Origin of the sequence: Albidovulum denitrificans, assembly GCF_002973535.1 — a bacterium.
In the GTDB taxonomy this organism is placed as follows: Bacteria; Pseudomonadota; Alphaproteobacteria; order Rhodobacterales; family Rhodobacteraceae; genus Albidovulum; species Albidovulum denitrificans.
Map to the genome: position 1 here is coordinate 628,297 of NZ_PVEP01000001.1, position 26,166 is coordinate 654,462.

22 protein-coding genes and 2 tRNA genes are annotated in these 26,166 nt (G+C 66.4%); 12 read left to right on the forward strand and 12 right to left on the reverse strand.

Going from position 1 to position 26,166, the window contains the following annotated elements; genetic code table 11:
* Positions 1-44 precede the first annotated feature (44 nt).
* The 6 genes from LX70_RS03050 (at position 45) to LX70_RS03075 (ending at position 6,272) form a co-directional block, all read left to right on the forward strand.
* A complete protein-coding gene (locus LX70_RS03050) occupies positions 45-1,136 on the forward strand; it encodes a M24 family metallopeptidase (protein WP_105513572.1) in 1,092 nt (363 codons plus the stop codon).
* The gene (locus LX70_RS03055; RefSeq protein ID WP_105513042.1) at positions 1,136-2,143 is read left to right on the forward strand and encodes an ABC transporter permease subunit; all 1,008 of its coding nucleotides are present in this window, start codon (positions 1,136-1,138) and stop codon (positions 2,141-2,143) included. The genes LX70_RS03050 and LX70_RS03055 overlap by 1 nt, the downstream gene beginning before the upstream one ends.
* Positions 2,143-3,048 carry an ABC transporter permease subunit gene (locus LX70_RS03060; RefSeq protein ID WP_105513043.1) on the forward strand — a complete coding sequence of 302 codons (906 nt, stop codon included), beginning with the start codon at positions 2,143-2,145 and terminating at the stop codon, positions 3,046-3,048. Before LX70_RS03055 ends, LX70_RS03060 begins: the two co-directional genes overlap by 1 nt.
* A 4-nt stretch (positions 3,049-3,052) precedes the next feature.
* On the forward strand, positions 3,053-4,030 hold the full coding sequence (locus LX70_RS03065) for an ABC transporter ATP-binding protein (RefSeq protein WP_105513044.1): 978 nt from the start codon (positions 3,053-3,055) through the stop codon (positions 4,028-4,030).
* A complete protein-coding gene (locus LX70_RS03070) occupies positions 4,027-4,983 on the forward strand; it encodes a dipeptide ABC transporter ATP-binding protein (RefSeq protein WP_105513045.1) in 957 nt (318 codons plus the stop codon). The genes LX70_RS03065 and LX70_RS03070 overlap by 4 nt, the downstream gene beginning before the upstream one ends.
* A gap of 92 nt (positions 4,984-5,075) precedes the next feature.
* Entirely contained in the window at positions 5,076-6,272 is a 1,197-nt protein-coding gene (locus tag LX70_RS03075; RefSeq protein ID WP_105513046.1) for an amidohydrolase family protein, read from the forward strand.
* Between the two features lie 126 nt (positions 6,273-6,398).
* On the opposite strand, the gene LX70_RS03080 is transcribed toward LX70_RS03075, so the two are convergent.
* On the reverse strand, positions 6,399-7,541 hold the full coding sequence (locus LX70_RS03080; protein ID WP_105513047.1) for a pyridoxal phosphate-dependent aminotransferase: 1,143 nt from the start codon (positions 7,539-7,541) through the stop codon (positions 6,399-6,401).
* 150 nt (positions 7,542-7,691) lie between these two features.
* Between LX70_RS03080 and LX70_RS03085 the strand changes: the two genes are divergently transcribed.
* From LX70_RS03085 to LX70_RS03095, 3 genes are all read left to right on the forward strand, one after another.
* Positions 7,692-8,438 (forward strand): DsbA family protein, encoded by a 747-nt coding sequence (locus LX70_RS03085; protein WP_105513048.1) that lies wholly within the window; start codon positions 7,692-7,694, stop codon positions 8,436-8,438.
* Between the two features lie 95 nt (positions 8,439-8,533).
* Positions 8,534-9,691 carry a low temperature requirement protein A gene (locus LX70_RS03090; protein WP_105513049.1) on the forward strand — a complete coding sequence of 386 codons (1,158 nt, stop codon included), beginning with the start codon at positions 8,534-8,536 and terminating at the stop codon, positions 9,689-9,691.
* Positions 9,692-9,769: 78 nt separating this feature from the next.
* Positions 9,770-11,803, forward strand: a complete 2,034-nt coding sequence (locus LX70_RS03095; protein WP_105513050.1) for an ASKHA domain-containing protein — start codon at positions 9,770-9,772, stop codon at positions 11,801-11,803.
* Between the two features lie 71 nt (positions 11,804-11,874).
* Here the strand turns inward: LX70_RS03095 and LX70_RS03100 are convergent, their stop codons facing one another.
* The 5 genes from LX70_RS03100 to hemA all read right to left on the reverse strand — a co-directional run bounded on the left by LX70_RS03100 (position 11,875) and on the right by hemA (position 18,648).
* Positions 11,875-12,957, reverse strand: coding sequence for a CaiB/BaiF CoA transferase family protein (locus tag LX70_RS03100; protein WP_105513051.1), 1,083 nt, complete (start codon positions 12,955-12,957; stop codon positions 11,875-11,877).
* Positions 12,954-14,765 (reverse strand): ABC-F family ATP-binding cassette domain-containing protein, encoded by a 1,812-nt coding sequence (locus LX70_RS03105; RefSeq protein ID WP_105513052.1) that lies wholly within the window; start codon positions 14,763-14,765, stop codon positions 12,954-12,956. Before LX70_RS03105 ends, LX70_RS03100 begins: the two co-directional genes overlap by 4 nt.
* A gap of 129 nt (positions 14,766-14,894) precedes the next feature.
* Positions 14,895-16,016 carry a flavodoxin-dependent (E)-4-hydroxy-3-methylbut-2-enyl-diphosphate synthase gene (gene ispG / locus LX70_RS03110; protein WP_105513053.1) on the reverse strand — a complete coding sequence of 374 codons (1,122 nt, stop codon included), beginning with the start codon at positions 16,014-16,016 and terminating at the stop codon, positions 14,895-14,897.
* Between the two features lie 67 nt (positions 16,017-16,083).
* Positions 16,084-17,316, reverse strand: coding sequence for a helix-turn-helix domain-containing protein (locus tag LX70_RS03115; protein WP_105513054.1), 1,233 nt, complete (start codon positions 17,314-17,316; stop codon positions 16,084-16,086).
* 108 nt (positions 17,317-17,424) lie between these two features.
* On the reverse strand, positions 17,425-18,648 hold the full coding sequence (gene hemA / locus LX70_RS03120) for a 5-aminolevulinate synthase (RefSeq protein ID WP_105513055.1): 1,224 nt from the start codon (positions 18,646-18,648) through the stop codon (positions 17,425-17,427).
* Between the two features lie 193 nt (positions 18,649-18,841).
* Here hemA and LX70_RS03125 point away from each other — a divergent pair, with 193 nt between their 5' ends.
* Genes LX70_RS03125 through LX70_RS03135 form a run of 3 tightly spaced genes read left to right on the forward strand, consistent with a single transcriptional unit; the run spans position 18,842 to position 21,521 of the window.
* Positions 18,842-20,221, forward strand: a complete 1,380-nt coding sequence (locus tag LX70_RS03125; protein WP_105513056.1) for a M20/M25/M40 family metallo-hydrolase — start codon at positions 18,842-18,844, stop codon at positions 20,219-20,221.
* Entirely contained in the window at positions 20,218-21,081 is an 864-nt protein-coding gene (locus tag LX70_RS03130) for an alpha/beta fold hydrolase (protein ID WP_105513057.1), read from the forward strand. The genes LX70_RS03125 and LX70_RS03130 overlap by 4 nt, the downstream gene beginning before the upstream one ends.
* On the forward strand, positions 21,078-21,521 hold the full coding sequence (locus tag LX70_RS03135; RefSeq protein WP_105513058.1) for a GNAT family N-acetyltransferase: 444 nt from the start codon (positions 21,078-21,080) through the stop codon (positions 21,519-21,521). Before LX70_RS03130 ends, LX70_RS03135 begins: the two co-directional genes overlap by 4 nt.
* 42 nt (positions 21,522-21,563) lie before the next feature.
* Here the strand turns inward: LX70_RS03135 and LX70_RS03140 are convergent, their stop codons facing one another.
* From LX70_RS03140 to dhaL, 6 genes are all read right to left on the reverse strand, one after another.
* Entirely contained in the window at positions 21,564-23,105 is a 1,542-nt protein-coding gene (locus LX70_RS03140) for an alkaline phosphatase D family protein (RefSeq protein ID WP_105513059.1), read from the reverse strand.
* A 103-nt stretch (positions 23,106-23,208) separates the two neighbouring features.
* Positions 23,209-23,430 (reverse strand): RND transporter, encoded by a 222-nt coding sequence (locus tag LX70_RS03145; RefSeq protein WP_105513060.1) that lies wholly within the window; start codon positions 23,428-23,430, stop codon positions 23,209-23,211.
* A 91-nt stretch (positions 23,431-23,521) separates the two neighbouring features.
* Positions 23,522-23,598 (reverse strand) — tRNA-Asp (locus LX70_RS03150).
* 57 nt (positions 23,599-23,655) lie between these two features.
* Positions 23,656-23,732, reverse strand: a tRNA-Asp gene (locus tag LX70_RS03155).
* 115 nt (positions 23,733-23,847) lie between these two features.
* The gene (gene aroQ, locus LX70_RS03160; RefSeq protein ID WP_105513573.1) at positions 23,848-24,285 is read right to left on the reverse strand and encodes a type II 3-dehydroquinate dehydratase; all 438 of its coding nucleotides are present in this window, start codon (positions 24,283-24,285) and stop codon (positions 23,848-23,850) included.
* A 117-nt stretch (positions 24,286-24,402) separates the two neighbouring features.
* Positions 24,403-26,142: a dihydroxyacetone kinase subunit DhaL gene (dhaL, locus tag LX70_RS03165; protein ID WP_105513061.1), complete on the reverse strand. Its 1,740-nt coding sequence runs from the start codon at positions 26,140-26,142 to the stop codon at positions 24,403-24,405.
* Positions 26,143-26,166 lie beyond the last annotated feature (24 nt).

Consider the following 26,166-nt stretch of genomic DNA (forward strand, 5'->3'; position numbering starts at 1 on the left):
ACGGCGCGGGGGTTCCGGCCCCCGCGCCTGCCCGCCTTATGCACATGACAGATCGTTATCAGGATTTCCGGCGCCTTGCCGCAGCGCTTGGGACCGAGGCCGTGGCCCTCGTCCCCGGTCCGAATTTCACCCGCCTTTACGGGCATGTGTTCCACACCAACGAACGCCCGCTTGTCGTGGTGATCCCGGTGACGGGGACGCCCGCCGCCGTGGTGCCGAACCTTGAGCTGACCAGCTTTGCCGCGCTGAATTTCGAGGGCGAGGTTTTCGACTGGCGCGACCAGACCGGCTACGCCGACGCCTTCGCCGCGCTGGCCGCCCATATGCCTTTGAAATCATTGGCCGTCGAAGGCCAGGTCATGCGCGTCTTCGTCCAGCTTGCGCTGACCGAAACGCAGCCGAGGCTACGGATCGTCGATGGCGAAAAGGCGATCACCAGCCTGCGCTACCGCAAGACACCCGAAGAGATTGCCGCGATGGAACGCGCCATCGCTATTTCCGAGGCCGCCCTTGGCGACACGCTCGACCGCGTCCGCATCGGCCAGACGGAACGCCAGATCGAGGCGATGCTGGTGCAGGCCATGTTCGCCCACGGGGCCGAGGAACAGGCCTTTGGTGCGCTTGTCGCCTGTGGCCCGCATTCCGCCGCCTCCCACGCCCATGCCCGCGATGTGGCGGTCAGGGCGGGCGATCCCTTGCTGATCGACTTCGGCGCCCGCTGGGGCGGGCTGTGCGCCGACATCACCCGCACCGTCTTTGTCGGCCATTGCACCGACGCGGCAGCGGCGGTCTATGAGGTGGTGCTGGCCGCGAACGAAAAGGGCCACGCGGTCACCAAGCCCGGCATCACCGCCCATGACGTCGACGATGCGGTGATCTCGGTGCTTGAGGCCTCCGCCTATGCCGACCGCATCCGCACCAAGACCGGGCATGGCCTCGGCCGCGACGTGCATGAGGCGCCCTATATGATGCGCGGCAATCATCAGATCCTTGAACCCGGCGTGGTGTTCACCAATGAGCCGGGGCTTTACCACCCCGACCATTTCGGCATCCGTATCGAGGATGATATGCTTGTCACCGAAACCGGAAGCCGGTCGCTGACCCGCTTCCCCAAGGACATCAGGATTGTCGGCTGATGCTCAGATTCATCTTCTCGCGACTGCTCACCTTCCTGCCGACCTTCTTCGGCGTGACGCTGATCGCCTTCGCCTTCATCCGCGTGCTGCCGGGCGATCCGATCATCGTCATGGCGGGCGAACGCGGCGTGACGCCGGAACGGTATCAGGAGCTTATCACCCAGTTCGGCTTCGACCGGCCGGTGATCGTGCAATACTGGGACTACCTGAAAGGCGTGCTGCACGGCGATCTGGGACACAGCTTTGTCACCAAGAAGCCGGTCTGGGACGAATTCTTCACCCTCTTCCCGGCCACGCTGGAACTGTCGCTTTGCGCCATCGTCTTCGCCACACTCCTTGGCCTGCCCGCGGGCGTGATCGCCGCCGTGAACCGGGGCAAGTTCTTTGACCGGACGCTGATGTCCTCGGCCCTGATCGGCTATTCGATGCCGATCTTCTGGTGGGCGCTGCTGCTCATCATCGTCTTTTCCGGCTGGCTTGGCTGGACGCCGGTGTCGGGCCGGATCAGCCTGATGTATTACTTCGACAATCCCACCGGCTTCATGCTTTGGGATGCGCTCTGGTCGGGGCAGAAGGGCGCGCTCTGGTCCGCGATCCATCACCTGATCCTGCCCACGATCGTCCTTGGCACCATCCCGCTGGCCGTCATCGCGCGCCAGACCCGGTCGGCCATGCTTGAGGTGCTGTCAGAGGATTACATCCGCACCGCCCGCGCCAAGGGCCTTGCCCCCTTCCGCGTCAACGGCGTCCATGCGCTCAGGAATGCGCTGATCCCGGTCATCACCGTCATCGGCCTGTCGGTCGGCACGCTTCTGGCGGGCGCCATCCTGACCGAGACGATCTTTTCCTGGCCCGGCATCGGCAAGTGGATGGTCGATTCGATCTTCCGCCGCGACTACCCGGTCGTGCAGGGCGGGCTGGTCCTGATCGCGGTCATGGTGATGATCGTGAACCTGACCGTGGACATGCTCTACGGCTTCATCAATCCCAAGATACGGAAGCGCTGATGGCCGAGACAACCGCCTCCACCCCGACCGCCGCCGTCGCCCGTCCCGGCCGCCTGCGTGAGTTCTGGTATTACTTCCGCGAGAACCGGGGCGCCGTCATGGGCTTCTGGGTCTTCGCGGCCTTCATTGTCGTGGCGCTGTTCGCCCCCTGGATCGCGCCGCATGATCCCAGCCAGCAGTTCCGCGACCACCTGCTGCAACCGCCCTTCTGGCAAGAGGGCGGCAGCCTCGCCTTCCCGCTTGGCACCGACGCGCTGGGCCGCGACATGCTGTCGAGGCTGCTGAACGGCGCGCGCTATTCCTTCTATGTCGGCATCGTCGTCGTCGCCTTTGCCGCCACCGGCGGGATCATCATCGGCCTGATCGCGGGCTTCGCGCCGAAATGGCTCGACACGATCATCATGCGGATCATGGATATCGTGCTGGCCTTCCCGTCGCTTCTGCTGGCGCTGGTGCTGGTGGCGATCCTCGGGCCCTCGCTGACCAATGCGATGATCGCCATCGCCATCGTTCTGCAACCCCACTATGTCCGCCTGACCCGCGCCAGCGTCATGTCCGAACGATCCAAGGACTATGTGACGGCGGCCAAGGTCGCGGGCGCCGGGACGGTGCGGCTGATGTTCGTCACCGTCCTGCCGAACTGCCTGTCGCCGATCATCGTGCAGGGCGCGCTGTCGTTTTCGACCGCGATCCTCGACGCGGCAGCGCTCGGCTTTCTCGGCATGGGCGCACAGCCGCCGACCCCGGAATGGGGGACCATGCTGGCCGAGGCGCGCGAATTCATCCTGCGCGCCTGGTGGGTCGTGACCTTCCCCGGCCTCGCCATCCTCATCACCGTTCTGGCCATCAACCTGATGGGCGACGGCCTGCGCGACGCGCTCGACCCGAAACTGAAGCGGAGCTGATCCGATGCCCCTTCTTGAACTCCGCAACCTCTCGGTCGATTTCGCCACCGCCTCCGGCCCGTTCCGCGCCGTCGACGGCGTCGATGTCTCGGTCGACAAGGGCGAAATCCTCGCCATCGTGGGTGAAAGCGGCTCTGGCAAATCGGTCTCGATGCTCGCCATGATGGGCCTCTTGCCCTGGACCGCGACCGTCACCGCCGATGTGATGAACTTCGACGGCAAGGACCTGCGCCAGCTTTCGCCGAAAGCGCGCCGCAAGATCATCGGCAAGGACATGGCGATGATCTTTCAGGAGCCGATGTCCTCGCTGAACCCCTGCTTCACCGCCGGCTACCAGATCAAGGAAGCGCTGCGCCTCCACCTTGGCCTTGACGCGAAGGCCCGCCAGAAACGCGCGGTGGAACTCTTTGAGATGGTCGGCATCCCGGCGCCTGAGGAACGGCTGAAAGCCTTCCCGCACCAGTTGTCAGGCGGCATGAACCAGCGCGTGATGATCGCCATGGCCATCGCCTGCAACCCCAAGCTGCTGATCGCCGACGAACCCACGACCGCGCTTGACGTGACCATTCAGGCGCAGATCCTCGACCTTCTGACCGGCTTGCAGCGCGACACCGGCATGGCGCTGATCCTCATCACGCATGACATGGGCGTGGTGGCCGAAACCGCCGAACGTGTGTCGGTCCAATACGCGGGCCAGAAGGTCGAAGAGCAGCCGGTCGCGGACCTTTTCGCGACCCCGCACCACCCCTATACATCCGCCCTTCTGGCAGCCCTGCCCGAACGCGCGACCGAACGCCACCTGCCGACCATTCCCGGTGTCGTGCCGGGACAGTTCGACCGGCCCGAGGGCTGCCTCTTCAGCCCGCGCTGCAAATTCGCCGATGACCGCTGCCGCACCGTACCGCCCGTCCCGGCCAGCGCCGATCTGGGCTTTGCCCGCTGCCACTATCCCCTTTCCGTTTCCGCCGAGGCCGAAGCATGACCGCCCCCGTCGTCGTCGCCGACAAGCTGACCCGCCATTACGAAGTCAAGCGCGGCCTCTTCGCCGCCCCCGGCATCGTCAAGGCGGTCTCGGAAACCTCCTTCACGCTGGAACCGGGCAAGACGCTGGCCATCGTGGGCGAAAGCGGCTGCGGCAAGTCCACGCTGGCCCGCGTGATTACCATGATCGAGGAACCGACCTCGGGCAGCTTCTCCATCGGCGGCGTGACGGCGGGGCCGGACACGCAGGCGCAATTGCGCACCGATGTGCAGATCGTCTTTCAGGACCCCTACGGCTCGCTCAACCCGCGCCAGCGGATCGGGTCTATCCTTGAAGAACCGCTGAAGATCAACCGCCCGAAGATGAGCGCCGCCGAACGCACCGCGAAGGCGCGCGAGATGCTGGCGCTGGTCGGCCTGCGCCCCGAACATTTCGACCGCTACCCGCATATGTTCTCCGGCGGTCAGCGCCAGCGCATCGCGGTCGCCCGCGCGCTGATGCTGGAACCCAAGGTCCTCGTGCTGGACGAACCCGTCTCGGCGCTCGACCTGTCGATCCAGAGCCAGATCCTCAACCTTCTGGTGGATCTGCAGGAACGGATGGGGCTGGCCTATCTGTTCATCAGCCATGACCTGTCGGTGGTCAAACACATGGCCGACGACATCATCGTCATGTATCTCGGTCGCCCCGTGGAAATGGGACCGAAGGACCTGGTCTTCGCCCATCCGCGCCACCCTTATACCAAGGCGCTTCTGTCGGCGACGCCGGTCGCCGACCCGAAGGGCGCACGCCAAAGGATCAAGCTGGAAGGCGAACTGCCCTCACCCCTGAACGTGCCGCCCGGCTGCGCCTTCGCGCCGCGCTGCTGGAAGGCCGAGGCGCGTTGCCGGGCCGAGAGGCCGGAACTGGAAGGCGCCCCCCAGTCCGCCGCCTGCTTCTTCCCCGAAGGCTAAGGCCGCCCGCGCAGCCCAAAATCATTTGCCTGCAAACGAAAGCTGTGGGAGCATCCGGGCGAAGAGTCCCCCGCAACGCGAAAGGCAATCCCATGGCCGATCCCGCCCCCGCCGCCACCGGCAAGACGAAACTCGTCATCCGCAACATCGGCCAGATCCTGTCCGGCAAGATCGAGGAACCGCTGATCGACGGCGATTGCGTGGTCTGCGACGGCGGCAAGATCACCGCCGTGGGCTACGCCAAGGACCTCGACACCGACCGGGCGACGACGGTGGTCGATGCCAAGGGCGTGACGCTCTGCCCCGGCCTGATCGACAGCCATGTCCACCCGGTCATCGGCGACTACACGCCCCGGCAACAGCAGCTGAACTGGATCGACTCGTGCCTCCACGGCGGCGTCACCACGATGATCTCGGCGGGTGAGGTCCACGCGCCGGGCCGTCCCAAGGACATCGTCGGCCTCAAGGCGATGGCGATCGCCTCGCAGCGCTGGTACGAGAATTTCCGCCCCTCCGGCGTCAAGGTCCATTCCGGCGCCCCGGTGCTGGAAGAGGGCATGGTCGAAAGCGACTTCAAGGACCTTGCCGATGCCGGCGTGACCCTTCTGGGCGAAGTCGGCCTCGGCTCCGTCAAGGCGGGTGAAACGGCGGCGCAGATGGTCAAATGGGCGCGCAAATACGGCATCCAGTCGACAATCCACACCGGCGGCCCCTCGATCCCCGGCTCCGGCCTGATCGACAAGGACGTGGTGCTTGAGGCCGACGCCGACATCATCGGCCATATCAACGGCGGCCATACCGCCCTGCCCGACGACCAGATCATGTGCCTTTGCGAAAGCTGCCTGCGCGGGATCGAGATCGTCCATAACGGCAACGAACGCGCGGGCCTTCTGGCGATGCGCACCGCCTTCGAACTTGGCCAGCCGGAGCGGGTGATCCTTGGCACCGACGCGCCCGCAGGCTCCGGCGTCCAGCCGCTCGGCATCCTGCGCATGATCGCGATGCTGTCTTCGTTGGGCGACGTCCCGGCCGAGATCGCCTTCTGCTTCGCCACCGGCAACACGGCGCGGATGCGCGAGCTTGACTGCGGCATCATCGAACCCGGCAAATCGGCCGATTTCATCCTGATCGACATGGCCCAGCACGCGCCCGGCAAGGACATGCTGGAATCGATCCGCCAGGGCAACCTGCCCGGTGTCGGCATGACGGTGATCGACGGCGTGGTCCGCTCGGCCCGCAGCCGCAACACCCCGCCCGCCGCCCGGTTGCCGGAAATCGTCGAAGGCTGATCCCGGCCGCCCCCGCCGGACGCCTCCGGCGGGAGTATTTGGACAACGAAGAAATCCGGCCTACTTCTTCGTTGGAAAAGTACTCTCCAGGGGGTCCGGGGGATGGAAAATCCCCCGGCCTTCGCCTTAGCCGCGCGCGGCCATGAAGGCCTGAAGCCGCTTCAGCCCCTCGGCAATATCCGCGGTGGAGCGGGCATAGGAAAAGCGCAAGGTACGCCCACCCCGGCGCGGATCGAAATCCAGCCCCGGCGTGACCGAGACGCCCGCCTTTTCAAGGAGTTCCGCCGCGAAGCTCAAGCTGTCATCGGTCAGGTCCGACACATCGGCATAGATGTAGAAGGCGCCATCGGGCGGCGCGATGCGGGTGAAGCCCGCTTTCGGCAGGCCTTCCAGCATCAGGCGGCGATTTTCCGCGTAGACGGAACGGTTTGCCTCCAGTTCCTCAACCGCGCCCAGCGCGCCGAGGGCGGCGATCTGGCTGGCATGGGGCGGGCAGATGAACATGTTCTGCGCCAGACGCTCCACCGTGCGCACATGCGCCTCTGGCACGACCATCCAGCCGATGCGCCAGCCGGTCATGGAAAAGTATTTGGAAAAGGAGTTTATGACGTAAACTTCATCCGATACTTCAAGGGCGGAGACAGCGCGCCCCTCATAATGCAGCCCGTGATAGATCTCGTCCGAGACGAAGCTGACGCCCTTCTTCCCGGCCGCCCCGATCAGCGCGGCAAGCGCGTCATGGTCGAGCATCGTGCCGGAGGGGTTGGCGGGCGAGGCGACGATCAGGCCCTGCACACCGTCAGGGATCGCCTCGGGGCGCGGCTGATAGCGGTCCCCGGCCGCCGTGGGGATGCCGACCGGGGTCAGCGACAGGGCGCGCAGGATCTGCCGGTAGGAGGGGTAGCCCGGCTCCCCCAGCGCCACGCGGTCACCGGCATCGAAAAGCGCGGTGAAGGCCAGCAGGAAGGCCGCCGAGGATCCCGCCGTCACCACCACCCGCGCGGGGTCAAGATCCACCCCGTACCAGCGGCGGTAAAGCGCCGCGATCCCCTCGCGCAACTCCGGCAGGCCAAGCGCCACGGTATATCCCAGCGCGTCGCCCTCCATCGCCGCCGCCAGCCTGTCGCGCGCCAGACGCGGCGCGGGGGTGGAGGGCTGGCCGACCTCCATATGGATGATGTGGCGCCCGGCGGCCTCGGCCTTGCGGGCGGCTTCCATGACGTCCATCACAATGAAGGGATCGACCTCACCCCGGCTTGATAAACGCATCCCCGCCCTCCATTCTGGCCACCGACAATCCGGGCCTTCTTTCCAGCGCCGCCGCGAAAGGTCAATCGGGCCTGCGACGGCGCGACGCTTGCGCGGGACCGGCCCACCCCCTATTCCCGGGCCAACGCCTTGGACAGACCGGAGCCGACGATGAAACTTGCCCCCCTTGCGACCGCCGCCCTTCTGGGCCTTGCCAGCCCCGCCCTGGCCGTCGATCTCAGCGCCATGTCGGCCGAGGAGAAGGCCGCCTTCGGCGATGCCGTGCGCGCCTACCTGCTGGAAAACCCCGAGGTGCTGACCGAGGCGATCGAGGTCCTGAAGGACCGTCAGGCGGCGGCGGAAGCGGTCGCTGATGTCGAACTGGTCAAGGCCAATGCCGCGGATCTTTTCGCCGACACCGCCAGCTATACCGGCGGCAATCCCGAGGGCGACCTCACGGTGGTGGAGTTCATCGACTACCGCTGCGGCTACTGCAAGAAGGCGCATTCCGAGGTCATGGACCTTGTGAACGGCGACGGCAATATCCGCTACATCGTCAAGGAACTTCCGATCCTGAGCGAGGACTCGGCGACCGCCGCCCGCTTTGCCATCGCCACCCTTCAGGTTGCGGGGCCAGAGGCCTATGCCAAGGTCAATGCGGGCTTTTACGAAAGCTTCCGGGGTGAGGTGACGCCCGACACGCTGTCGGCCTTTGCCGATGATCTGGGCCTTGATGCGGCGCCGATCCTGGCGCGGATGGAGGCGCCCGAGGTCACGAAGGTGATCGAGGACAATCACGCGCTGGCGCAACGGATGCAGATCTCCGGCACGCCGACCTTCGTCATGGGCGAACAGATGGTGCGCGGCTATATCCCGCTGGCCCACATGCAGCAGGTCGTGGCCGAGGAACGCGGCTAACCCCGCCCTTCCCTGCCCGGCACGGGTCTTGCGCTGCCGCGCCGGATCGGCTTGTCTGGACCGACCTCTGTCCAGCCAAGGGTCCGTGCCTCCCCGTGTCCAAAATCGCCCCCCTCACCGCCCGCGATCCCGACGAACATCACCGCGCGGCGACGACGCTTGAGCTTTTCTTCGACCTCGTCAGCGTGATCGCCATCGCGGCGGTGACGGTGGGCCTGCACCATGCCATCGCCGAGGGCCACGGGATCGAGGCGCTGCCGCGCTTTGTCTTCCTCTTCCTCGCGATCTGGTGGGCCTGGATGAACTTTACCTGGTTCGCCTCGGCCTTCGACAATGACGATACGCTCTATCGCCTGCTGGTCATGGTCATCATGGGCGGCGCGCTGATCTTCGCGGGCGGCGCGGGGCATATCTTTCAGACGCTGGATCTCTCCTTCGGCCTCTTCGGCTGGGTGGTGATGCGGCTGGGGATGATCGGGCTTTGGCTGCGCGCCGCGCGGGTGCCGGGCTATCGCACAACCTGCCTGCGTTACGCCGCCGGGATCGCCGTCGCGCAGATCGCCTGGTGCGTGACCTACTTCGCCGCCGCGCCGGGATCGGCGGTCTTCTACGCCCTCGGCCTTGCCTGTTTCCTGATCGAATTCGCCGTCCCGCCCTTTGCCGAAAGCGCCCGCGTGACGCCCTGGCACCGCCACCACATCATCGAACGCTACGGCCTTTTGATGATCATCTCGATGGGGGAGATCGTGCTGTCGATCAGCCACGGTTTCGGCGCGCTCTTTTCCGACCATCCCAGCCTTCATGCCGCCTTCGTCTCGGTCTCGGCGCTGGTCATCGTGTTTTCGATCTGGTGGGTCTATTTCTGCGAGGAAGAGCATCTGGTCAGCACGAAACTGCGGACCGCGCTGATCTGGGGCTATGGCCATGTCTTCCTGTTCATGGCCACGGCAGCCTTGGGCGCGGCCATCGCGGCCTCGATCGACGTGGCAACGGATCACGCCCATGCCAGCCAGCATGAGGTGTCGAAATGGCTGGGCGGCAGCCTTGCCGTGGGGAGCCTCGCGCTTTGGGTGACGCGCGACCGGGTGCTGGCGCTGCCAGCCCGGCTGAAAGCCGCGCTGCCGGTGATGACGCTGATCTTCGCCCTTGCCGCCACCCTTGGCCTGCCGGTCTGGGCCTTCGCCCTTCTCTCGGTCGTGACCGCGCTTTGGCGCGCGCCCGGTACGCGGCGCGACCATCCTGCCGCAGCCTGACCGCTTCATGCCGCTTGCGGGACATTGCCCTTGCCGCGAAAGGGCTTAGATAGGCAGGCGAACAGAGTGAGTAGTGCCATGACCGACGACGCCCTCGTGATCTTCACCCCCTCGGGCAAAAGGGGGCGGTTTCCGTTGGGAACGCCGGTCCTCACGGCCGCGCGGCAATTGGGGGTGGACCTCGACAGCGTCTGCGGCGGGCGCGGCATCTGCTCCAAATGCCAGATCACGCCGGGCTATGGTGAGTTTCCCAAGCATGGCGTCACCGTCACCGAAGCCGCGCTGTCGGAATGGAATGAGGTCGAGGCGCGCTATGACCGGATCCGGGGCCTGAAAGAGGGCCGCCGCCTCGGCTGTCAGGCCAAGGTGATGGGCGATGTGGTCATCGACGTACCGCCCGAAAGCCAGGTCCACCGCCAGGTGATCCGCAAATCCGCCACCGCGCGGGCGATCACCATGCACCCGGCGACGCATGCCTATTACGTCGAGGTGGCCGAACCCGACATGCACGAACCCTCGGGCGATTTTCAGCGCCTCTGCGTGGCGCTGAAGGACCAGTGGCAGATCGAGGGGGTAGAGGCCGACCCCGCCCTTCTGCGCCGCTTGCAACCGATCCTGCGCAAGGGCGAATGGAAGGTGACGGTGATCCTTTACAAGGACCACCACGACAAGGTGCGCATCATCGACATCCATCCCGGTTTCTGGGAGGGGCGGCTTTACGGCCTTGCCATCGACCTCGGGTCCACCACCATCGCGGCGCATCTGTGCGACCTGCGCAATGGCAATGTGCTGGCCTCATCCGGCCTGATGAACCCGCAGATCCGCTTTGGCGAGGACCTGATGAGCCGGGTCAGCTACGCGATGATGAACCCCGGCGGCGACCGCGAAATGACCAATGCCGTGCGCTCGGCGATCAACGAACTGGCGCTGGCGATTGCGACCGAGGGCGGCATCGACCCGATGCTGATCGTGGAAACGGTCTTTGTCTGCAACCCGGTGATGCACCACCTGCTTCTGGGCATCGACCCGGTTGAGCTTGGTCAGGCACCGTTTGCGCTTGCGACCTCGGAAAGCCTGTCGATCCCGGCGCGCGATCTGGACCTTCTGTCGATCCACGAAAACGCGCGGGTCTATATCCTGCCCTGCATCGCGGGCCATGTCGGCGCCGATTGCGCCGCCGTCGCGCTGTCGGAAGAGCCCTACACCTCCGAGGACATCGCCCTGATCGTCGATGTCGGCACCAATGCCGAGATCCTTCTGGGCAACAAGGACCGGGTTCTGGCCTGCTCCTCGCCCACCGGGCCTGCCTTCGAGGGCGCGCAGATTTCCTCCGGCCAACGCGCCGCACCCGGCGCCATCGAGCGGGTGGAGATCGACGCCGAAACGAAGGAACCGCGCTTCCGCGTCATCGGCTGCGATCTTTGGTCCGACGATCCGGGCTTTGCCGCCGCCACCGCGCAGACCGGCATCACCGGCATCTGCGGGTCGGGCATCATCGAGGTGGTGGCGGAAATGCGCATGGCGGGGCTGGTCGACCCTTCGGGCCTGATCGGATCGGCCGAACAGACCGGGACGGCGCGGTCGGTGCCGCAGGGGCGGACCCATGCCTATGTGCTTCATGACGGCACCGCCGAGGGCGGGCCGCTCATCACCGTGACGCAGGGTGACATTCGCGCCATCCAGCTTGCCAAATCGGCGCTTTACGCGGGCGCGCGGTTGTTGATGGACGAATTGGGCATCGAAACGGTGGACCGCGTCGTGCTGGCGGGCGCCTTCGGGGCGCATATCTCCCCCAAGCACGCGATGGTGCTGGGCATGATCCCCGACTGCCCGCTGGACAAGGTCACCTCGGCCGGAAACGCCGCCGGCACCGGCGCGCGGATCGCGCTTTGCGACACCTCCGCCCGCGCCGCGATCGAACGCGAGGTCGGCAATATCCACAAGGTCGAAACCGCCATCGAGCCGCGCTTTCAGGAGCACTTCGTGGCCGCCAACGCGATCCCCCATGCCACCGCCCCCTTCCCGGAGCTTGGCAAGATCGTGACCCTGCCCGATGTCAGCTTCAACACCGCGGGCGGTGGCGAGGGCGGCCGCAGGCGGCGGCGCGGGTAACGCGGGCCCTCCGTGGGGGCGCTGCCCCCACACCCCCGGAGTATTTTCGCAACGAAGAAGCAGCAGCGGCTTCAGGCGCTCCACCGTTTGAGCAGCGCGTCGGCGTCAAGCGGGCCTTCGGTCGTCTCCGCGATTTCCCCCGGCGTGCGCGACAGGCGCGGCGCGGGGGCGGGCTGGGTCCGTCCGCCGGGGGTGACATAGGTCTCGCGCGCGGCGTTGTGGCGGTGCAAGGGCGCCTCGGCGATGGTCAGGACCGGCGTCAGGCAGGCGTCGGAGCCTTCCATGAGGGCCGTCCACTCCTCCCGCGTTCGTTCGGCCAGACGCGCGGCGACGATGGCGCGCAGGTCCGGCCAGCGGGCGCGGTCCCACTGATCGGGCAGCGCTTCGGGATCGATATCCGCCAGACGCAGGAACTCGGCCCAGAACTTCGCCTCGATGGCGCCAAGCGCGACGAAACCACCGCATTTGCAGCGATAGACGCCGTAGAAGGGCGCCGCCCCGTCGAGGATATTCGCCTCGCGGTGATCGGACCAAAGCCCGCCCGCCGCCATCCCCTGCATCATCGCCATCAGATGCGCCGCGCCATCGCTGATCGCGGCATCGACGACCTGCCCCCGCCCGGTCCGCGCCGCATCGAAAAAGGCGCAGACCATGCCGAAGGCGAGATACATCGCCCCGCCGCCGAAATCGCCCAGCAGGTTCAGGGGCGGCACCGGGCGATCCCTGGTCCCGATCGCATGAAGCGCGCCGGACAGCGAGATGTAGTTGATGTCATGCCCCGCCGCATGCGCGAGCGGCCCCGCCTGCCCCCAGCCCGTCATCCGGCCATAGACGAGGCGCGGGTTGTCGGGGAAGTCGCCGGGGCCGAGGCCGAGGCGTTCCATCACGCCGGGCCGCATCCCCTCGATCAGCCCGTCCGCGGCCCCGATCAGCCGCCGCGCGATGGCGCGCCCTTCATCGGATTTCAGGTCAAGGGGCAGCGCGCCGCGCCCCCGGTCAAGGATGTCATGCTCGAGCCCCAGAAGGTGGCGGTTGCCGGGCCGTTCGATCCTGACGACCTCTGCCCCCATATCGGCCAGCGTCATGGCCGCGAAGGGCGTCGGGCCAAGGCCCGCGATCTCGACGATGCGAAGCCCGTCAAGCGGCCCGGTCATGTCGCGGCCTTTTCTTCCAGCATCAGCCATTCCTCCTCGGCCGCCGCCAGCGCCGCCTGCCGCTCCGCCAACCCTTCCGAGGCTTTGCGGAACTTTTCCGGCGCGGTCGTGAAGAGCGCCGGGTCAGAGAGGAAGGTGGAGAGCTTGCCGATCTCGGCCTCCAGCCGCTCGATCACGCCGGGCAGCGCCTCAAGCCGGTGTTTTTCCGTGAACGTAAGGCCTTGCGCGGCACTCTTCACCTTCGGTTCTGCCGCAGGCGCGGGTTTCGCGGCGGGTTTCGCCGCCTTCACCGGGGCGTCATCCCCGCGCTGCGCCTGGTAATCGGTCCAGCCGCCCGCATAGACCACCGCGCGCCCGTCGCCCTCCAGCGCCACGGTCGTCGTCGCCACCCGGTCGATGAAATCGCGGTCGTGGCTGACCAGCAGCACGGTCCCGTCATAATCGCCAAGGATGTCCTGCAACAGGTCCAGCGTCTCCACATCCAGATCGTTCGTCGGCTCATCGAGGATCAGAAGGTTCGACGGCTTCGCCATGATCCGCGCCAGCAAAAGCCGCGCCCTTTCACCGCCCGAAAGCGAGCCGATCGGCGCACGCGCCTGCGCCTCATCGAAAAGGAAATCCTTCAGATAGGCCACGACATGCTTCGGCGTGCCGCGCACCATGACCTGATCGGACCGCCCGGAAACGCGCATCTCGGGATCGTTCACCAACCCGTCCCAAAGCGTCATGCCCAGATCCAGCGCCGCGCGCGCCTGATCGAAAACGGCGATGTCGAGATTCGTCCCCAGACGCACCGATCCCGCATCCGGCGCGACCTCGCCCACCAGCATCTTCAGAAGCGTCGTCTTGCCGACGCCATTCGGCCCGACAAAGGCTACCCGATCACCACGCAGCACCTTCAGATCGAAGGGCCGCAGGATCAGCTTCTCGCCGAAAGCCTTTGAGATTCCTTTCGCCTCGATCACCAGCTTGCCCGACACCTGACCGGAGTCCAGCGCCATGTCGGCCGTTCCCTGCCGCCGGATCATCGCCGCGCGTTCGGCCCGCATCGCCTGAAGCGCCCTGACCCGGCCCATGTTCCGCTTGCGTCGCGCCGAAATCCCTTCGACCGCCCAACGCGCCTCGGCCTTGATCCGGCGGTCGAGCTTGTGGCGCGCCAGATCCTCCTCGGCCCAGGTCGTCTCACGCCAGTCCTCGAAGGCCTCGAAGCCCTTCTCGTTGCGCCGCACCTCGCCCCGGTCGATCCAGAGCGTCGCCTTGGTCAGCGCCCGCAGAAAGGCGCGGTCGTGGGAGATGATGACATAGGCCGCGCGCGTCTCGCGCAGCTGATCCTCCAGCCAGCGGATCGCCTGAATATCCAGATGGTTGGTCGGCTCATCCAGCAGCATCAGTTCCGGCGCCTCGGCCAGCAACTTCGCCAGCGCGGCGCGCCGCCGCTCCCCGCCCGAGGCCGATGTGACCGGGGTCGCGGGATCGAACTTCAACCCCTCGGCCACCACCGCGACCTTGTACCCTTCCCCCTCCGGCAGGGCCGAGGCGGCGAAATCGCCGAGCGTCGCGAAGGCGGTCAGGTCCGGCTCCTGCTCCATATAGCCGACGCTCACCCCCGGCGGCACGACGCGGCCCCCCGCATCCGCTTCCACAAGCCCCGCCATCACCTTCATCAGCGTCGATTTGCCCGACCCGTTGCGCCCGACAAGCGCCACGCGGTCGGCAGGCTGGACGACAAGGTCAAGCCCGTCAAACACCGGCGTGCCGCCGAAGGTCAGGGAGATGCCGGAAAGCTGAAGAAGAGGTGCGCGTGCCATGGCGCCTCAGCTAATCCGCCGCCGCCGGGCCGTCAACGTCCCTGCTTTCATCTTGCCGGAAATACCTCGGGGGGGTGTCCATTGGTGCGCCATTGGTCCGAGGACCAATGGACGACGGGGCTGGCCCCGCTACTCCGCCGCCTCTTTCGCGGCCTCGAGCTCCGCCGCGCGGCCTTCGACCAGTTCGACGATATGGTCGATCATCTGGTCATTCGTCATCTTGTGGCTCTGCCGTCCGGCGACATAGACCATGCCGGCCCCCGCGCCACCGCCGGTAAAGCCGAAATCGGTCATCAGCGCCTCGCCCGGCCCGTTCACCACGCAACCGATGATCGACAGCGACATCGGCGTCTTGATGTGTTCCAGCCGCTTTTCCAGCGTCTCGACCGTCTTGATGACGTCAAAGCCCTGCCGCGCGCAGGTCGGGCAGGAGATGATCTGGACGCCCCGCGTCCGCAGGCCCAGCGATTTCAGGATCTCGTACCCGACCTTCACCTCTTCCACCGGATCGGCCGACAGCGACACGCGGATCGTGTCGCCGATCCCAGACCAGAGCAGGTTGCCGAGCCCGATCGCCGATTTCACCGTCCCGGCGACAAGGCCCCCGGCCTCGGTGATGCCCAGATGGATCGGGGCGTCCGTCGCCTCGGCCAGTTGCTGATAGGCGGCGGCGGCAAGGAAGACGTCAGAGGCCTTGCAGGAGATCTTGAATTCGTGAAAATCGTTGTCCTGCAACAGCTTGATATGATCAAGCCCGCTTTCCACCATCGCGTCCGGGCAGGGTTCGCCGTATTTTTCCAACAGATGCCGTTCCAGCGACCCCGCATTCACCCCGATGCGGATCGAGCAATTGTGGTCCTTCGCCGCCCGCACGACCTCGGCCACCCGTTTCGCATCACCGATATTGCCGGGGTTGATGCGCAGGCAGGCGGCGCCCGCCTCGGCCGCCTCGATGGCGCGGCGGTAGTGGAAATGGATGTCCGCGACGATCGGCACCGGGCTTTCGGCGACGATCTGGCGCAGCGCGCGGGTCGAGGCTTCATCGGGGGTGGAGATGCGGACGATGTCGGCCCCGGCCCCGGCGGCGCGCTGGACCTGCTCCACCGTCGCCTTGACGTCGGTCGTCAGCGTGTTGGTCATCGTCTGAACCGTGATCGGCGCATCGCCCCCCACGGGGACATTGCCCACCATGATCTGCCGGGACGTGCGGCGCGCAATGTCGCGCCACGGTCGGATGGGGTTGTGAGACATGGGGCTTCCCGCCGCTATTCGCTGTCACGCCCTAGATAGTCGGTGCGGCCCGGCGCGGCAACCGGCGCTATTCCGTCGGGGCCAGGGCGCCGGTCATGCCCGCCGCGTCGGCGGTGGCGAATTTCGCCAGATCGGCGTCCTGGGTCATGTCGGCGACCGCATAGGCCGTGGTCAGCGCATCGGGCGACAGGGTGACGTTCTTGGTCACCGATCCGCGCGCGCCCGCCGGACCGTAGGTCTGGCCGTTCACGGCGAAATAAAGCGCCCCGGATTCGCCCACGCGCAGCACCGGCGCCTCCTCAAGCTTTGGCAGGGCATAGCGTTCGCCCGCGTCCAGAACCTTTTCGAAGATCGTGGTGCCATCGGCCGAGGTCACGCGGACCCAGGCCGGGCGCACCGCCAGAAGCTCCACCTGCGGCGCATCGGGGGCGACGACCTGCACCGGCGTATCCCCCAGCGCGAGTTTCACCGCCGCGTTGACGGCATCTTCGGCATCGGCCTGCGGAACGGCATCGGCCAGCGCGCCCACGGTGCGCGGGTCGATGGCGGCGATGGGACCGTCGCGGGCGACAAGGACGGGAACGTCCAGCGCCTCGGGCCGGTAGAGGCGGTCGAAGGCCTCGGGCTGCGGCGCCTCATCGGTGGCGGGGCGTTGGGCCAGCGCGATCTCCGTCGCCTCGGCCTGGTTTGCGGCCTTGCCGCCTGCCGAAGACAGCGGATCAAGCTCTGCCACCACGCCCGGCGCCTGATCGACGGGGGCAAGCTGCACCTTCTGCACCTCGTTCAGGACCGTCCAGCCGCCATAGCCCAGACCGCCGATCAGGATCAGCAGCACGGCGATGGAGCCGATGGCGCCCGGCTGGATGCCCGACCAGACGCTTTCCCCCTGCGGCACGAAGGGCGCCTTGGGATTGGCCAGCGGATCGGCATAGGCGGTCGCCAGAACGCCCACGGATTTCTTCGGACCAGAGGCGGCGGCGGACATGCCATGGGAGACGGTGAAATTCGCCTCTTCGCAGAAGCGCTGAAACGCCCATTCCGGGTCCATGCCCAGATAGCGCGCGTAGGACCGGACATAGCCCGCGACGAAACCCGGCGTTTCGAACGCCGAGACGTCGCAATTCTCGATCGCGGCAATGTAACTTGCCTTGATCTTCAATTCGCGCTGAACGTCGAGAAGGGATTTGGCCATCGTCGCGCGTTCGCCGCGCATGGTGTCGCCAAGGCGCACCTCGAAATCGTCAAACCCTTTGGGTTTGCTCTCTTCCTGCGTCGAAGGAGGAGTCCTCCGCCCGATCATCCCGCTGCCCCGTACTATCCCCAGACGGCCGACGATTCGTCGCCCTTTATGCCGTCCTATTGTTCAACTGTTACCACAGGGCAAGGCCGAATGCGACCGTTCATGCCCTCAGGCAGAGAGTTCAGCACGATTCAGCGCACAGTGCGACCAGAGTTTGTCCATCGCGCGGACAAGATGGTCGATATCGCCCGAAGAATGGACAGGCGACGGCGTGAAGCGCAGACGTTCCGTCCCGCGCGGAACGGTCGGGAAGTTGATCGGCTGAACGTAGATCCCGTAATGCTCAAGCAGCATGTCCGAGATTTTCTTGCAATGCACCGGATCGCCGACATGGACCGGCACGATATGGGTGCCATGGTCGATGATCGGCAGGCCAAGCGCCTTCAGCCGCATTTTCAGGATGCGGGCATGTTCCTGTTGCTTGTCGCGCAGGCCCTGATCGGTCTTGAGGTGCCGGACCGAAGCCGCCGCCCCCGCCGCGACCGCGGGCGGGATCGAGGTGGTGAAGATGAAGCCCGGCGCATAGGACCGGATCGCGTCGCACATCTTGGCGGTGGAGGCGATGTAGCCGCCCATCACGCCATAGGCCTTGGCCAGCGTCGCGTTGATGATGTCGATGCGCCCCATCAGGCCCAGCTTTTCGGCCACGCCCGCGCCACGGGGGCCGTACATGCCCACGGCGTGAACCTCATCGAGATAGGTCAGCGCGTTGAATTCGTCCGCCAGATCGCAGATCGCCTCCATCGGGCTGATGTCGCCATCCATGGAATAGATCGATTCGAAGGCGATCAGCTTCGGCGCGGCGGGATCGTCGGCCTGCAAAAGCTCGCGCAGATGGGCCACGTCGTTGTGGCGGAAGATGCGCTTGGCACCGCCGTTGCGACGCACGCCCTCGATCATCGAGGCATGGTTCAGCGCGTCGGAATAGATGATGAGGCCGGGGAAAAGCTTCGGCAGGGTCGAAAGCGTGGCGTCGTTGGCGATATAGGCCGAGGTGAAGACCAGCGCCGCTTCCTTCTGATGCAGGTCGGCCAGTTCGGCCTCAAGCCGCTTGTGATAGACCGTGGTGCCGGAAATGTTGCGCGTCCCGCCCGACCCGGCGCCGGTGGCGTCCAGCGCCTCGTGCATCGCCTGCAACACCACCGGGTGCTGGCCCATGCCGAGGTAATCGTTGCCGCACCAGACGGTGATTTCCTGTTCGGACCCGTCGGGGCGCGACCAGATCGCCTTGGGGAACTGACCCTTGCGCCGCTCGATGTCGATGAAGGTGCGGTACCGGCCTTCGTCGTGAAGCCGCTTCAGCGCCTGGTCGATCTGTGCGTCGTAGTTCATGTCTGTCTCCCGGCCCTTGTTCCTTACCCTCGGGCTTAGAGCCCCTGTTCGCATTCCACATTGATAAAGGTCAAGTCGCGATCCCGTCAGTGTACAAATTGCCGCCCCCCTTTCCCTTGGGGGGCCTCGCCCTCTGGACACCACCGGCGGCATCGCTAGGGTTGCCGCGAACCCGCAAGAAGGAGCGCGCCCCATGTCCCTCGACGCCGTCCTGGCCCGTATCGACGACACCCTTCCAGAAGCGATGGAACGGCTTTTCGGCCTCATGCGCATTCCGTCGATTTCCACCGATCCGGCTTACAGGGAAGACTGCGCCAAGGCCGCCGACTGGCTGGCCAAGGACCTGGAATCGCTGGGTTTCGACGCCTCGGCGCGCAAGACGCCGGGCCATCCGATGGTGGTTGGCCATGCGGGCGGTGCGGGCAAGCACCTGCTCTTTTACGGCCATTACGACGTGCAGCCGGTCGATCCGCTGTCGCAGTGGAAGACCCCGCCCTTCGAACCCGCGATCGAGGACACGCCGAACGGAAAAGTGATCCGGGGCCGCGGGTCATCGGATGACAAGGGCCAGTTGATGACCTTTATCGAGGCCTGCCGCGCCTGGAAGGCGGTGCATGGCACCCTGCCCGGCAAGATCACGGTGTTCCTTGAGGGGGAAGAGGAATCGGGGTCGCCCTCCCTCATCCCCTTCATGCACGAAAACGCGGGCGAGCTGACGGCCGAGATCGCGCTGATCTGCGATACTTCCATGGTCTCCCCCGGTGTGCCGTCCATCGCCGGGCAGTTGCGCGGGATGCTGAAGGACGAATTCACCCTGCACGGGCCGAAGATCGACCTGCATTCGGGCCATTACGGCGGGCCGGGCCTGAACCCGCTGCGCGAGATTGCGAAGATCGTCGCCTCCTTCCACGATCCCGAAACCGGCCGCGTCGCGGTCGAGGGGTTCTATGACGGCGTGCATGAGGTGCCGCCCGCGCTGCTGGAGCAATGGAACAACACCGGCTTTGACGAGAAGGACTATCTGACCAGCGTCGGCTACACCGTCCCGCATGGCGAACAGGGCTATTCCACGCTGGAACAGCAATGGTCGCGCCCGACGCTTGAGATCAACGGGCTTTGGGGCGGCTATCAGGGCGCCGGGTCGAAAACCGTCATCCCGGCCGAGGCGCATTGCAAGATCACCTGCCGACTGGTCGGCGACATGGACCCCGACGACCTGCGCGAAAAGATCCGCGCCCATGTCGCGGCGCGCCTGCCGGTCGATGCGCGGGTGACATGGGACAGCGACCTCGAAGGTTCCCCCGCCGCCGTGATGAACACCGACCGGCCGGAATTCGCCGCCGCGAAACGGGCGCTGTCGGACGAATGGGACCGCGAGGCGGTGATCGTCGGCATGGGCGGGTCGATCCCCATCGCCGGTTTCTTCAAGGAAATCCTTGGCATGGACGCGATGTTGATCGGGTTCGCCAATGATGACGACGCGATCCACAGCCCGAATGAGAAATATGACGTGAAGAGCTTTCACAAGGGCATTCGGAGCTGGGCGCGCATCCTTGCCGCGCTGAACGAATGACGGGCTTTGCCGGGCATCGGATCGCCGTGAACGGGCAGGAGATCGCCTGTTCCACCGGCGGTTCCGGCCCGGCGGTCCTGCTGCTGCACGGCTTCCCGCAGACCCGCGCGTTATGGCACAAGGTGGCGCCGGTGCTGGCCGGGCATTTCACCGTCGTGACCGCCGATCTGCGCGGCTATGGCGCGTCCTCGAAGCCCGAAGGGGTGGAAAACTACACCTTCCGCGAGATGGGCCGCGACATGGCGGCGCTGATGGCGGCGCTTGGGCATGATCGCTTTGACCTTGCAGGCCATGACCGGGGCGCGCGGGTGGCGCACCGGATGGCGCTGGACGATGACGCGGGCCGGATCGGCAGGCTGGTGCTGATGGACATCGTGCCGACCCAACACCTGCTTTGCGACCTCACAAGGCAGGTCGCGGCGAGCTATTACCACTGGTTCTTCCTCGCCCAGCCGGAACCCTTCCCCGAACGGCTGATCCTGTCCGACCCCGACTATTTCTTCGAAAGCTGCCTTCTGGGCTGGGGCGGTGCGCGGCTGGACGATTTCGATGCAGACCAGCTGGAGGCCTACCGCACGGCCTGGCGCGACCCGAAGACCGTGCGCGCGATGTGCGACGACTACCGCGCCGCCGCCAGCCTCGATTTCGCGCTGGATGAGGGCGATCTGGGCCGCAAGGTCCCCCACCCCGCGCTTGTCCTTTACGGCGCGGCGGGCGCCATGGCGCGGGCCTATGACGTGCCTGCCACCTGGGCCGACCGGCTGGCCGACATGCGCTCTGCAACCATCCCCGGCGGGCATTTCTTCATCGACACCGCACCCGGGGAAACGGCCCGCGCGCTTCTGGAGTTCCTGACATGACCCCGACCATCCGCGACGCGCGGGCAGAGGATGAGGCCGGGTGGCGGCGCCTCTGGCAGGCCTACCTGACCTTCTACGACCATCCGCTACCGGAAGAGACGACCGCCTTCACCTGGGCGCGGCTGATGTCACCGGATTCCGCGCTGAACATGCGCCTTGCCGTGAACGGCCCCGACATCCTCGGCTTCGCCATCCATCAGCATCACGCCTCGACCTGGGTCGCGGGCGACGACTGCTATCTTGAGGACCTTTTTGTCGATGAAGCGCAACGTGGCGGCGGTATCGGCCGGGCGCTGATCGACGATCTGAGGGCGCTTGCCCGCGCGAAGGGCTGGAAACGCCTCTACTGGCACACCGGCCGCGACAACGCCCGCGCCCGCGCCCTTTACGACAGCTACACGCCCGAGGACGGGCATGTGCGCTATCGCATGACGCTTTGAGGCGGGCGGAGGCCGGGCGGGCCTGAACCCGCCCGGTCCGGTTCAGGCCAGAACCGGCTGAAGTTCAACCGACCAGAGTTCGGTATCGGCCACATCCATCAGGCGCACGCTCATCACCCGGGTCGCCGCCGAGATATCGACCTTGCCGAAGAACTGAAGCCCGTCGGAAGGCGGCAGGTTCGCGCCCTGCGCCTCGCTCGGGTGCTTGGCAAAGCGGATCTCGGGGCCGAAGGTGTTGTCATAGCCGTTCGGCCCGAACGTCCCGGCATGAAGCGGACCAGAGACGAATTCCCAGAACGGTTCGAAGTCCTGAAACTGCGCCCGGTCAGGGCTGTAGTGATGCGCGGCGGTGTAATGCACGTCGGCGGTCAGCCAGACGGTATTGGTCACGCGGGCATGTTTGATGAAGCTCAGCACCTCGGCGATGTCGAGTTCCCGGCCAAGCGCCGGCCCGTCGCCATTCGCGGCATTCTCAAACGCCGTGTCGCCGTCCTTGACCACCATCCCGATCGGCATGTCGGCCGCGATCACCTTCCAGACCGCACGGCTTGCCGCCAGTTCACGCTTCAGCCAGGCTTTCTGCTCGGCGCCAAGGAAGGGCGCGCCGCCGGGTTCGTCATTCGCGGTGTTGTCACCCCGGTAGCTGCGCATGTCGATGAAGAAGATGTCCAGAAGCGGCCCGTAGGCAACCTTGCGGTAGACCCGATAAGGCTCCGACAGGTTTGAGCGGATCGGATACATCTCATGAAAGGCGCGCGCCGAACGCGACGACAGCAGTTGCATGGACTTGACGGTATAGCGGTCGTCCGTGGCGAGGATTTCATCGGGATACCAGTTGTTCGTCACCTCATGGTCGTCCCACTGGTAAAAGACCGGCACATCGGCGTTGAAGGCGCGCACGTTCCGGTCGAGCATGTTGTAAAGATGCTGGCCACGGAATTCGTCCAGCGTCTCGGCTACCTTGGACTTGGCCTCGGTCAGCAGGTTCTTCCACTTTGTGCCGTCCTTGAGGTCGACCTCGGCCACCATCGGGCCATCGGCATAGACGGTATCGCCGGAATGGATCAGGAAGTCGGGCCGATGCGCGGCCATCGTGGCATAGGTCTTCATCCCGCCGCGCGCCTCGTCGATGCCCCAGCCCTGCCCAGCCGTATCGCCGGACCAGACGAAGGAAATGTCGCGCAGGCCCATCGGCGCCGTGCGGAAATGCCCCGTGACGGGTTCGGAGGTCGCATTGGCATCGGCCAGATCGCGCATCGTGACGCGGTAGAAGATGTCCTGATCCGAGGGCAGCCCGTCGAGCAGAAGCTTGCCGGTGAAATCGGTCGGCGCGCCGACGTCCAGCGGCTGCACGCGGGTGGCATCGGCGAAACCTTCGGTCGTCGCCCATTCGATCATCATCTTCGCCTCGCGGTCGGCGCGCGCCCAGATCACCGCCCCGTCATGGGTGACATCGCCGGACTGGACGCCATGGGTGATAAGCGGTCGCGACTGCGCCCGGCTGAGAGACGGCAGGGCGAGGCTTGTGGCAAAGGCGGTCGATCCGATCAGGGTCTGGCGGCGGGACATACGGATGGCAGGCATGGATGATCTCCGAAACGGGTTGCTTCACAGGCCTGCGGTACGGCACCATCGTGTCGCCCCGATGCCGGGGCGATGACGTTTGGGAAACGGTTTGGTAACGCCCCTACCCGCGCAGCAGCGCCATGCGGATCAGTTTCGCGATCAGCACCGCCCAGGGCGCGGCGTGAAGCATGAGGTCGAAGATATCGAGCGGCCTGACCAGCGTCCCGGCGACCAGCATCTTCAGCTTTTCCCAGAGATGCGGTTCGGGGAAAAACGGCGCAAGTCCCAGCGTCAGAGCCGCCAGAACGGCGATGTTCATCGGTATCCTGTCGAGAATCTCCACCGCGTTCCCCTTTCTCCTGCGCCCATGGGGCATAGCCGAAAGACAAGCGACCGTCACCGGGACGAATCAACGCGGGCGGGGCGGGGAGAGGTGGCGCGGTTGACGGGGCTCGAACCCGCGACCCCCGGCGTGACAGGCCGGTACTCTAACCGACTGAGCTACAACCGCGCATGGGTGCCATTTCTGGCGGTCCCTTTCGGGAACGGCTCGGGCGATCCGGGGTGGTGGCGCGGTTGACGGGGCTCGAACCCGCGACCCCCGGCGTGACAGGCCGGTACTCTAACCAACTGAGCTACAACCGCGTGTCCACCCGCCCGGATCGCCGCCCGAGCGTGGAGTGCGTAATAGGCATGCGCGCGGGTCCCGTCAAGCGCTGCCGAACGCTTTTTGATGCCGCCGTCGCGACGGCCCCGCACGTCAGGCCAGAAGCGTGGCCAGACGCCTGAGCGCGAGGTCGTAACCTTCCGTCCCGCAGCCCGCGATCACCCCGTCCGCGCGCAGCGAGACATAGGAGTGATGGCGGAACGCCTCGCGCTTGTGGATGTTGGAGATATGGACCTCGATCACCGGGCCGTCGAAGGCGTTCAGCGCGTCGAGGATGGCGACCGAAGTATGGGTGAAAGCGCCCGGATTGATGACGATCCCGGCGGCCTTGTCGCGCGCCTCATGGATCCAGCCGATCAGCTCGCCCTCATGGTTGGACTGAAGGCCACGCACCGTCAGGCCAAGCGCCTTCGCAACGCCGCCCGCGCGGGCCAGCACGTCCTCCAGCGTCTCGCCCCCGTAGATCTCCGGCTGGCGGCGACCAAGGAGGTTCAGGTTCGGCCCGTTCAAAATGTAGATCTGCTTGTCCATCGGCCTGCCCTTCGCGGTCTTGCACCTGCCGCCCTTGTAGCCCGCTTTCACCGCCCGCGCACCCATGCCGCGCGCCTTTGTCGGCGGACGTGTCGTTCCGGCGTCAGGGGGGGCGCGTCAGACCGCGTCTCGGATCGCCGCAAGCAGGACATGGGCCGAGGCGGCGCCGGGGTCCACATGGCCGATGGAGCGCGCCCCAAGCTTGGCCGACCGGCCCCGGCGGCTTTCGATCGTGGCGGTGTGGTCGCGCCCCTTTCGCGCGCCTTCGGCGGCGGCGGCGAGGCAGGCGCGCAGGTCGCCACCCCCGGCCAGTGCGGCCCGCGCCGCCTCGAGCGCAGGCACCCAGGCGTCGATCATCGTCTTGTCGCCCACCGCGGCCCCGCCACGCGCAAGGATGCCGTCGCACATCCCCGCCACCCAGGCGACCAACGCCCCGGCGTCAAGGTTCAGCCGGTCCGACACCGCCGCCCCGGCGCTGCGGAAGGCGCTGGCGTAAAGCGGGCCGGAGGAGGCGCCGACAGCATCGAGGAACGCCTTGGCCATGCGGTCGGAGGTCTCGCTTACCGTCTCATCCCCCGGCGCGGCGTCCAGGGCCTTGCGCACGGCGGTCCAGCCGATATCCATCGTTATGCCGTGGTCGCCATCGCCGATCACGCCGTCAAGCTCCGACAGCCAGTCGCGGTTTTCGGCAATCGCATCGCCCGCCTTCCGCATCATCGCGCGGAAGATCGCGGGCGTGACCTCACCCTCCGTCTTCAGCGTGCTGCGATCCACCACCGCTTTCGCCTGCGCATTCCCCGCCGCCCTGCGGACCCGGCGCCCGGCGGCGGGCGGCAGGACGTTGCCGACCGTCAGCGCGGGCGTCCGGCAGGGCGTGTCGAGCAAGGCCTTGAGGTCGGCGTCAAGCTTCATCAGCGTGACCGAAGCCCCGGCCATTTCCAGCGAGGTCGCGTATTCGCCGACCCAGGAATGATGGATCGCCACGCCGAGCGATTTGAGCGTCTGCGCCACGCGGCGGTGGATGATGTAAAGCTCAAGCTGCCCGGTCGCGCCAAGGCCGTTGACCAGCACCGCGACCTCATCCCCCGCAGCCAGGCCAAGATCGGCGATCACCGGGGCCAGCAATTCGTCCGTCACCGCGTCCGCCGGTTCCAGCTTGCCACGCCGCATCCCCGGCTCGCCATGCAGGCCCATGCCGATTTCCATCTCGTCATGACCGATCTCGAAATTCGGTTTGCCGGTCTGGGGCATGGAACAGGCGCTGAGCGCCACGCCCATCGACCGGGTGTTGGCGTTCGCGGCGCGCGCGGCGGCCTCGCAGCCGTCAAGGTCGCGGCCCTGTTCGGCGGCCGCCCCCGCGACCTTGAAGACAAAGAAATCGCCCGCGATGCCGCGCCGTTCGCCCGCCCGTTCGGCGGGGGCCGAGGCGACATCGTCGGTGACCTGCACCGACCGCGCCGGGATGCCCGCCGCCGTGCATTCCTCCGCCGCCATGTCGAAGTTCATCACATCGCCGGTGTAATTGCCGTAAAGGAACATCACCCCGGCCCCGCCCTCGACCGCGCGGGCGGCATCCATGATCTGTTCCGGGCTGGGCGAGGCAAAGACATTGCCGACCGCCGCCGCATCGGCCAGACCGCGCCCGACATAGCCAGCAAACGCCGGTTCATGCCCCGATCCGCCGCCGATCACGATGCCCACCTTGCCCTCGCGCGGGCCATCGACGGCGACCACCGCGCGGCCCGTGGCACCTTCGACCACCAGCATGTCGGGATGGGCGGCGACCATGCCCTCGATCGCCTCGGCGATCAGGTCCTCGGGCGCGTTGATAAGCTTCTTGGTGCGGATATCGGTCATGCGGTCCTCCCTCAACGGCCTTTG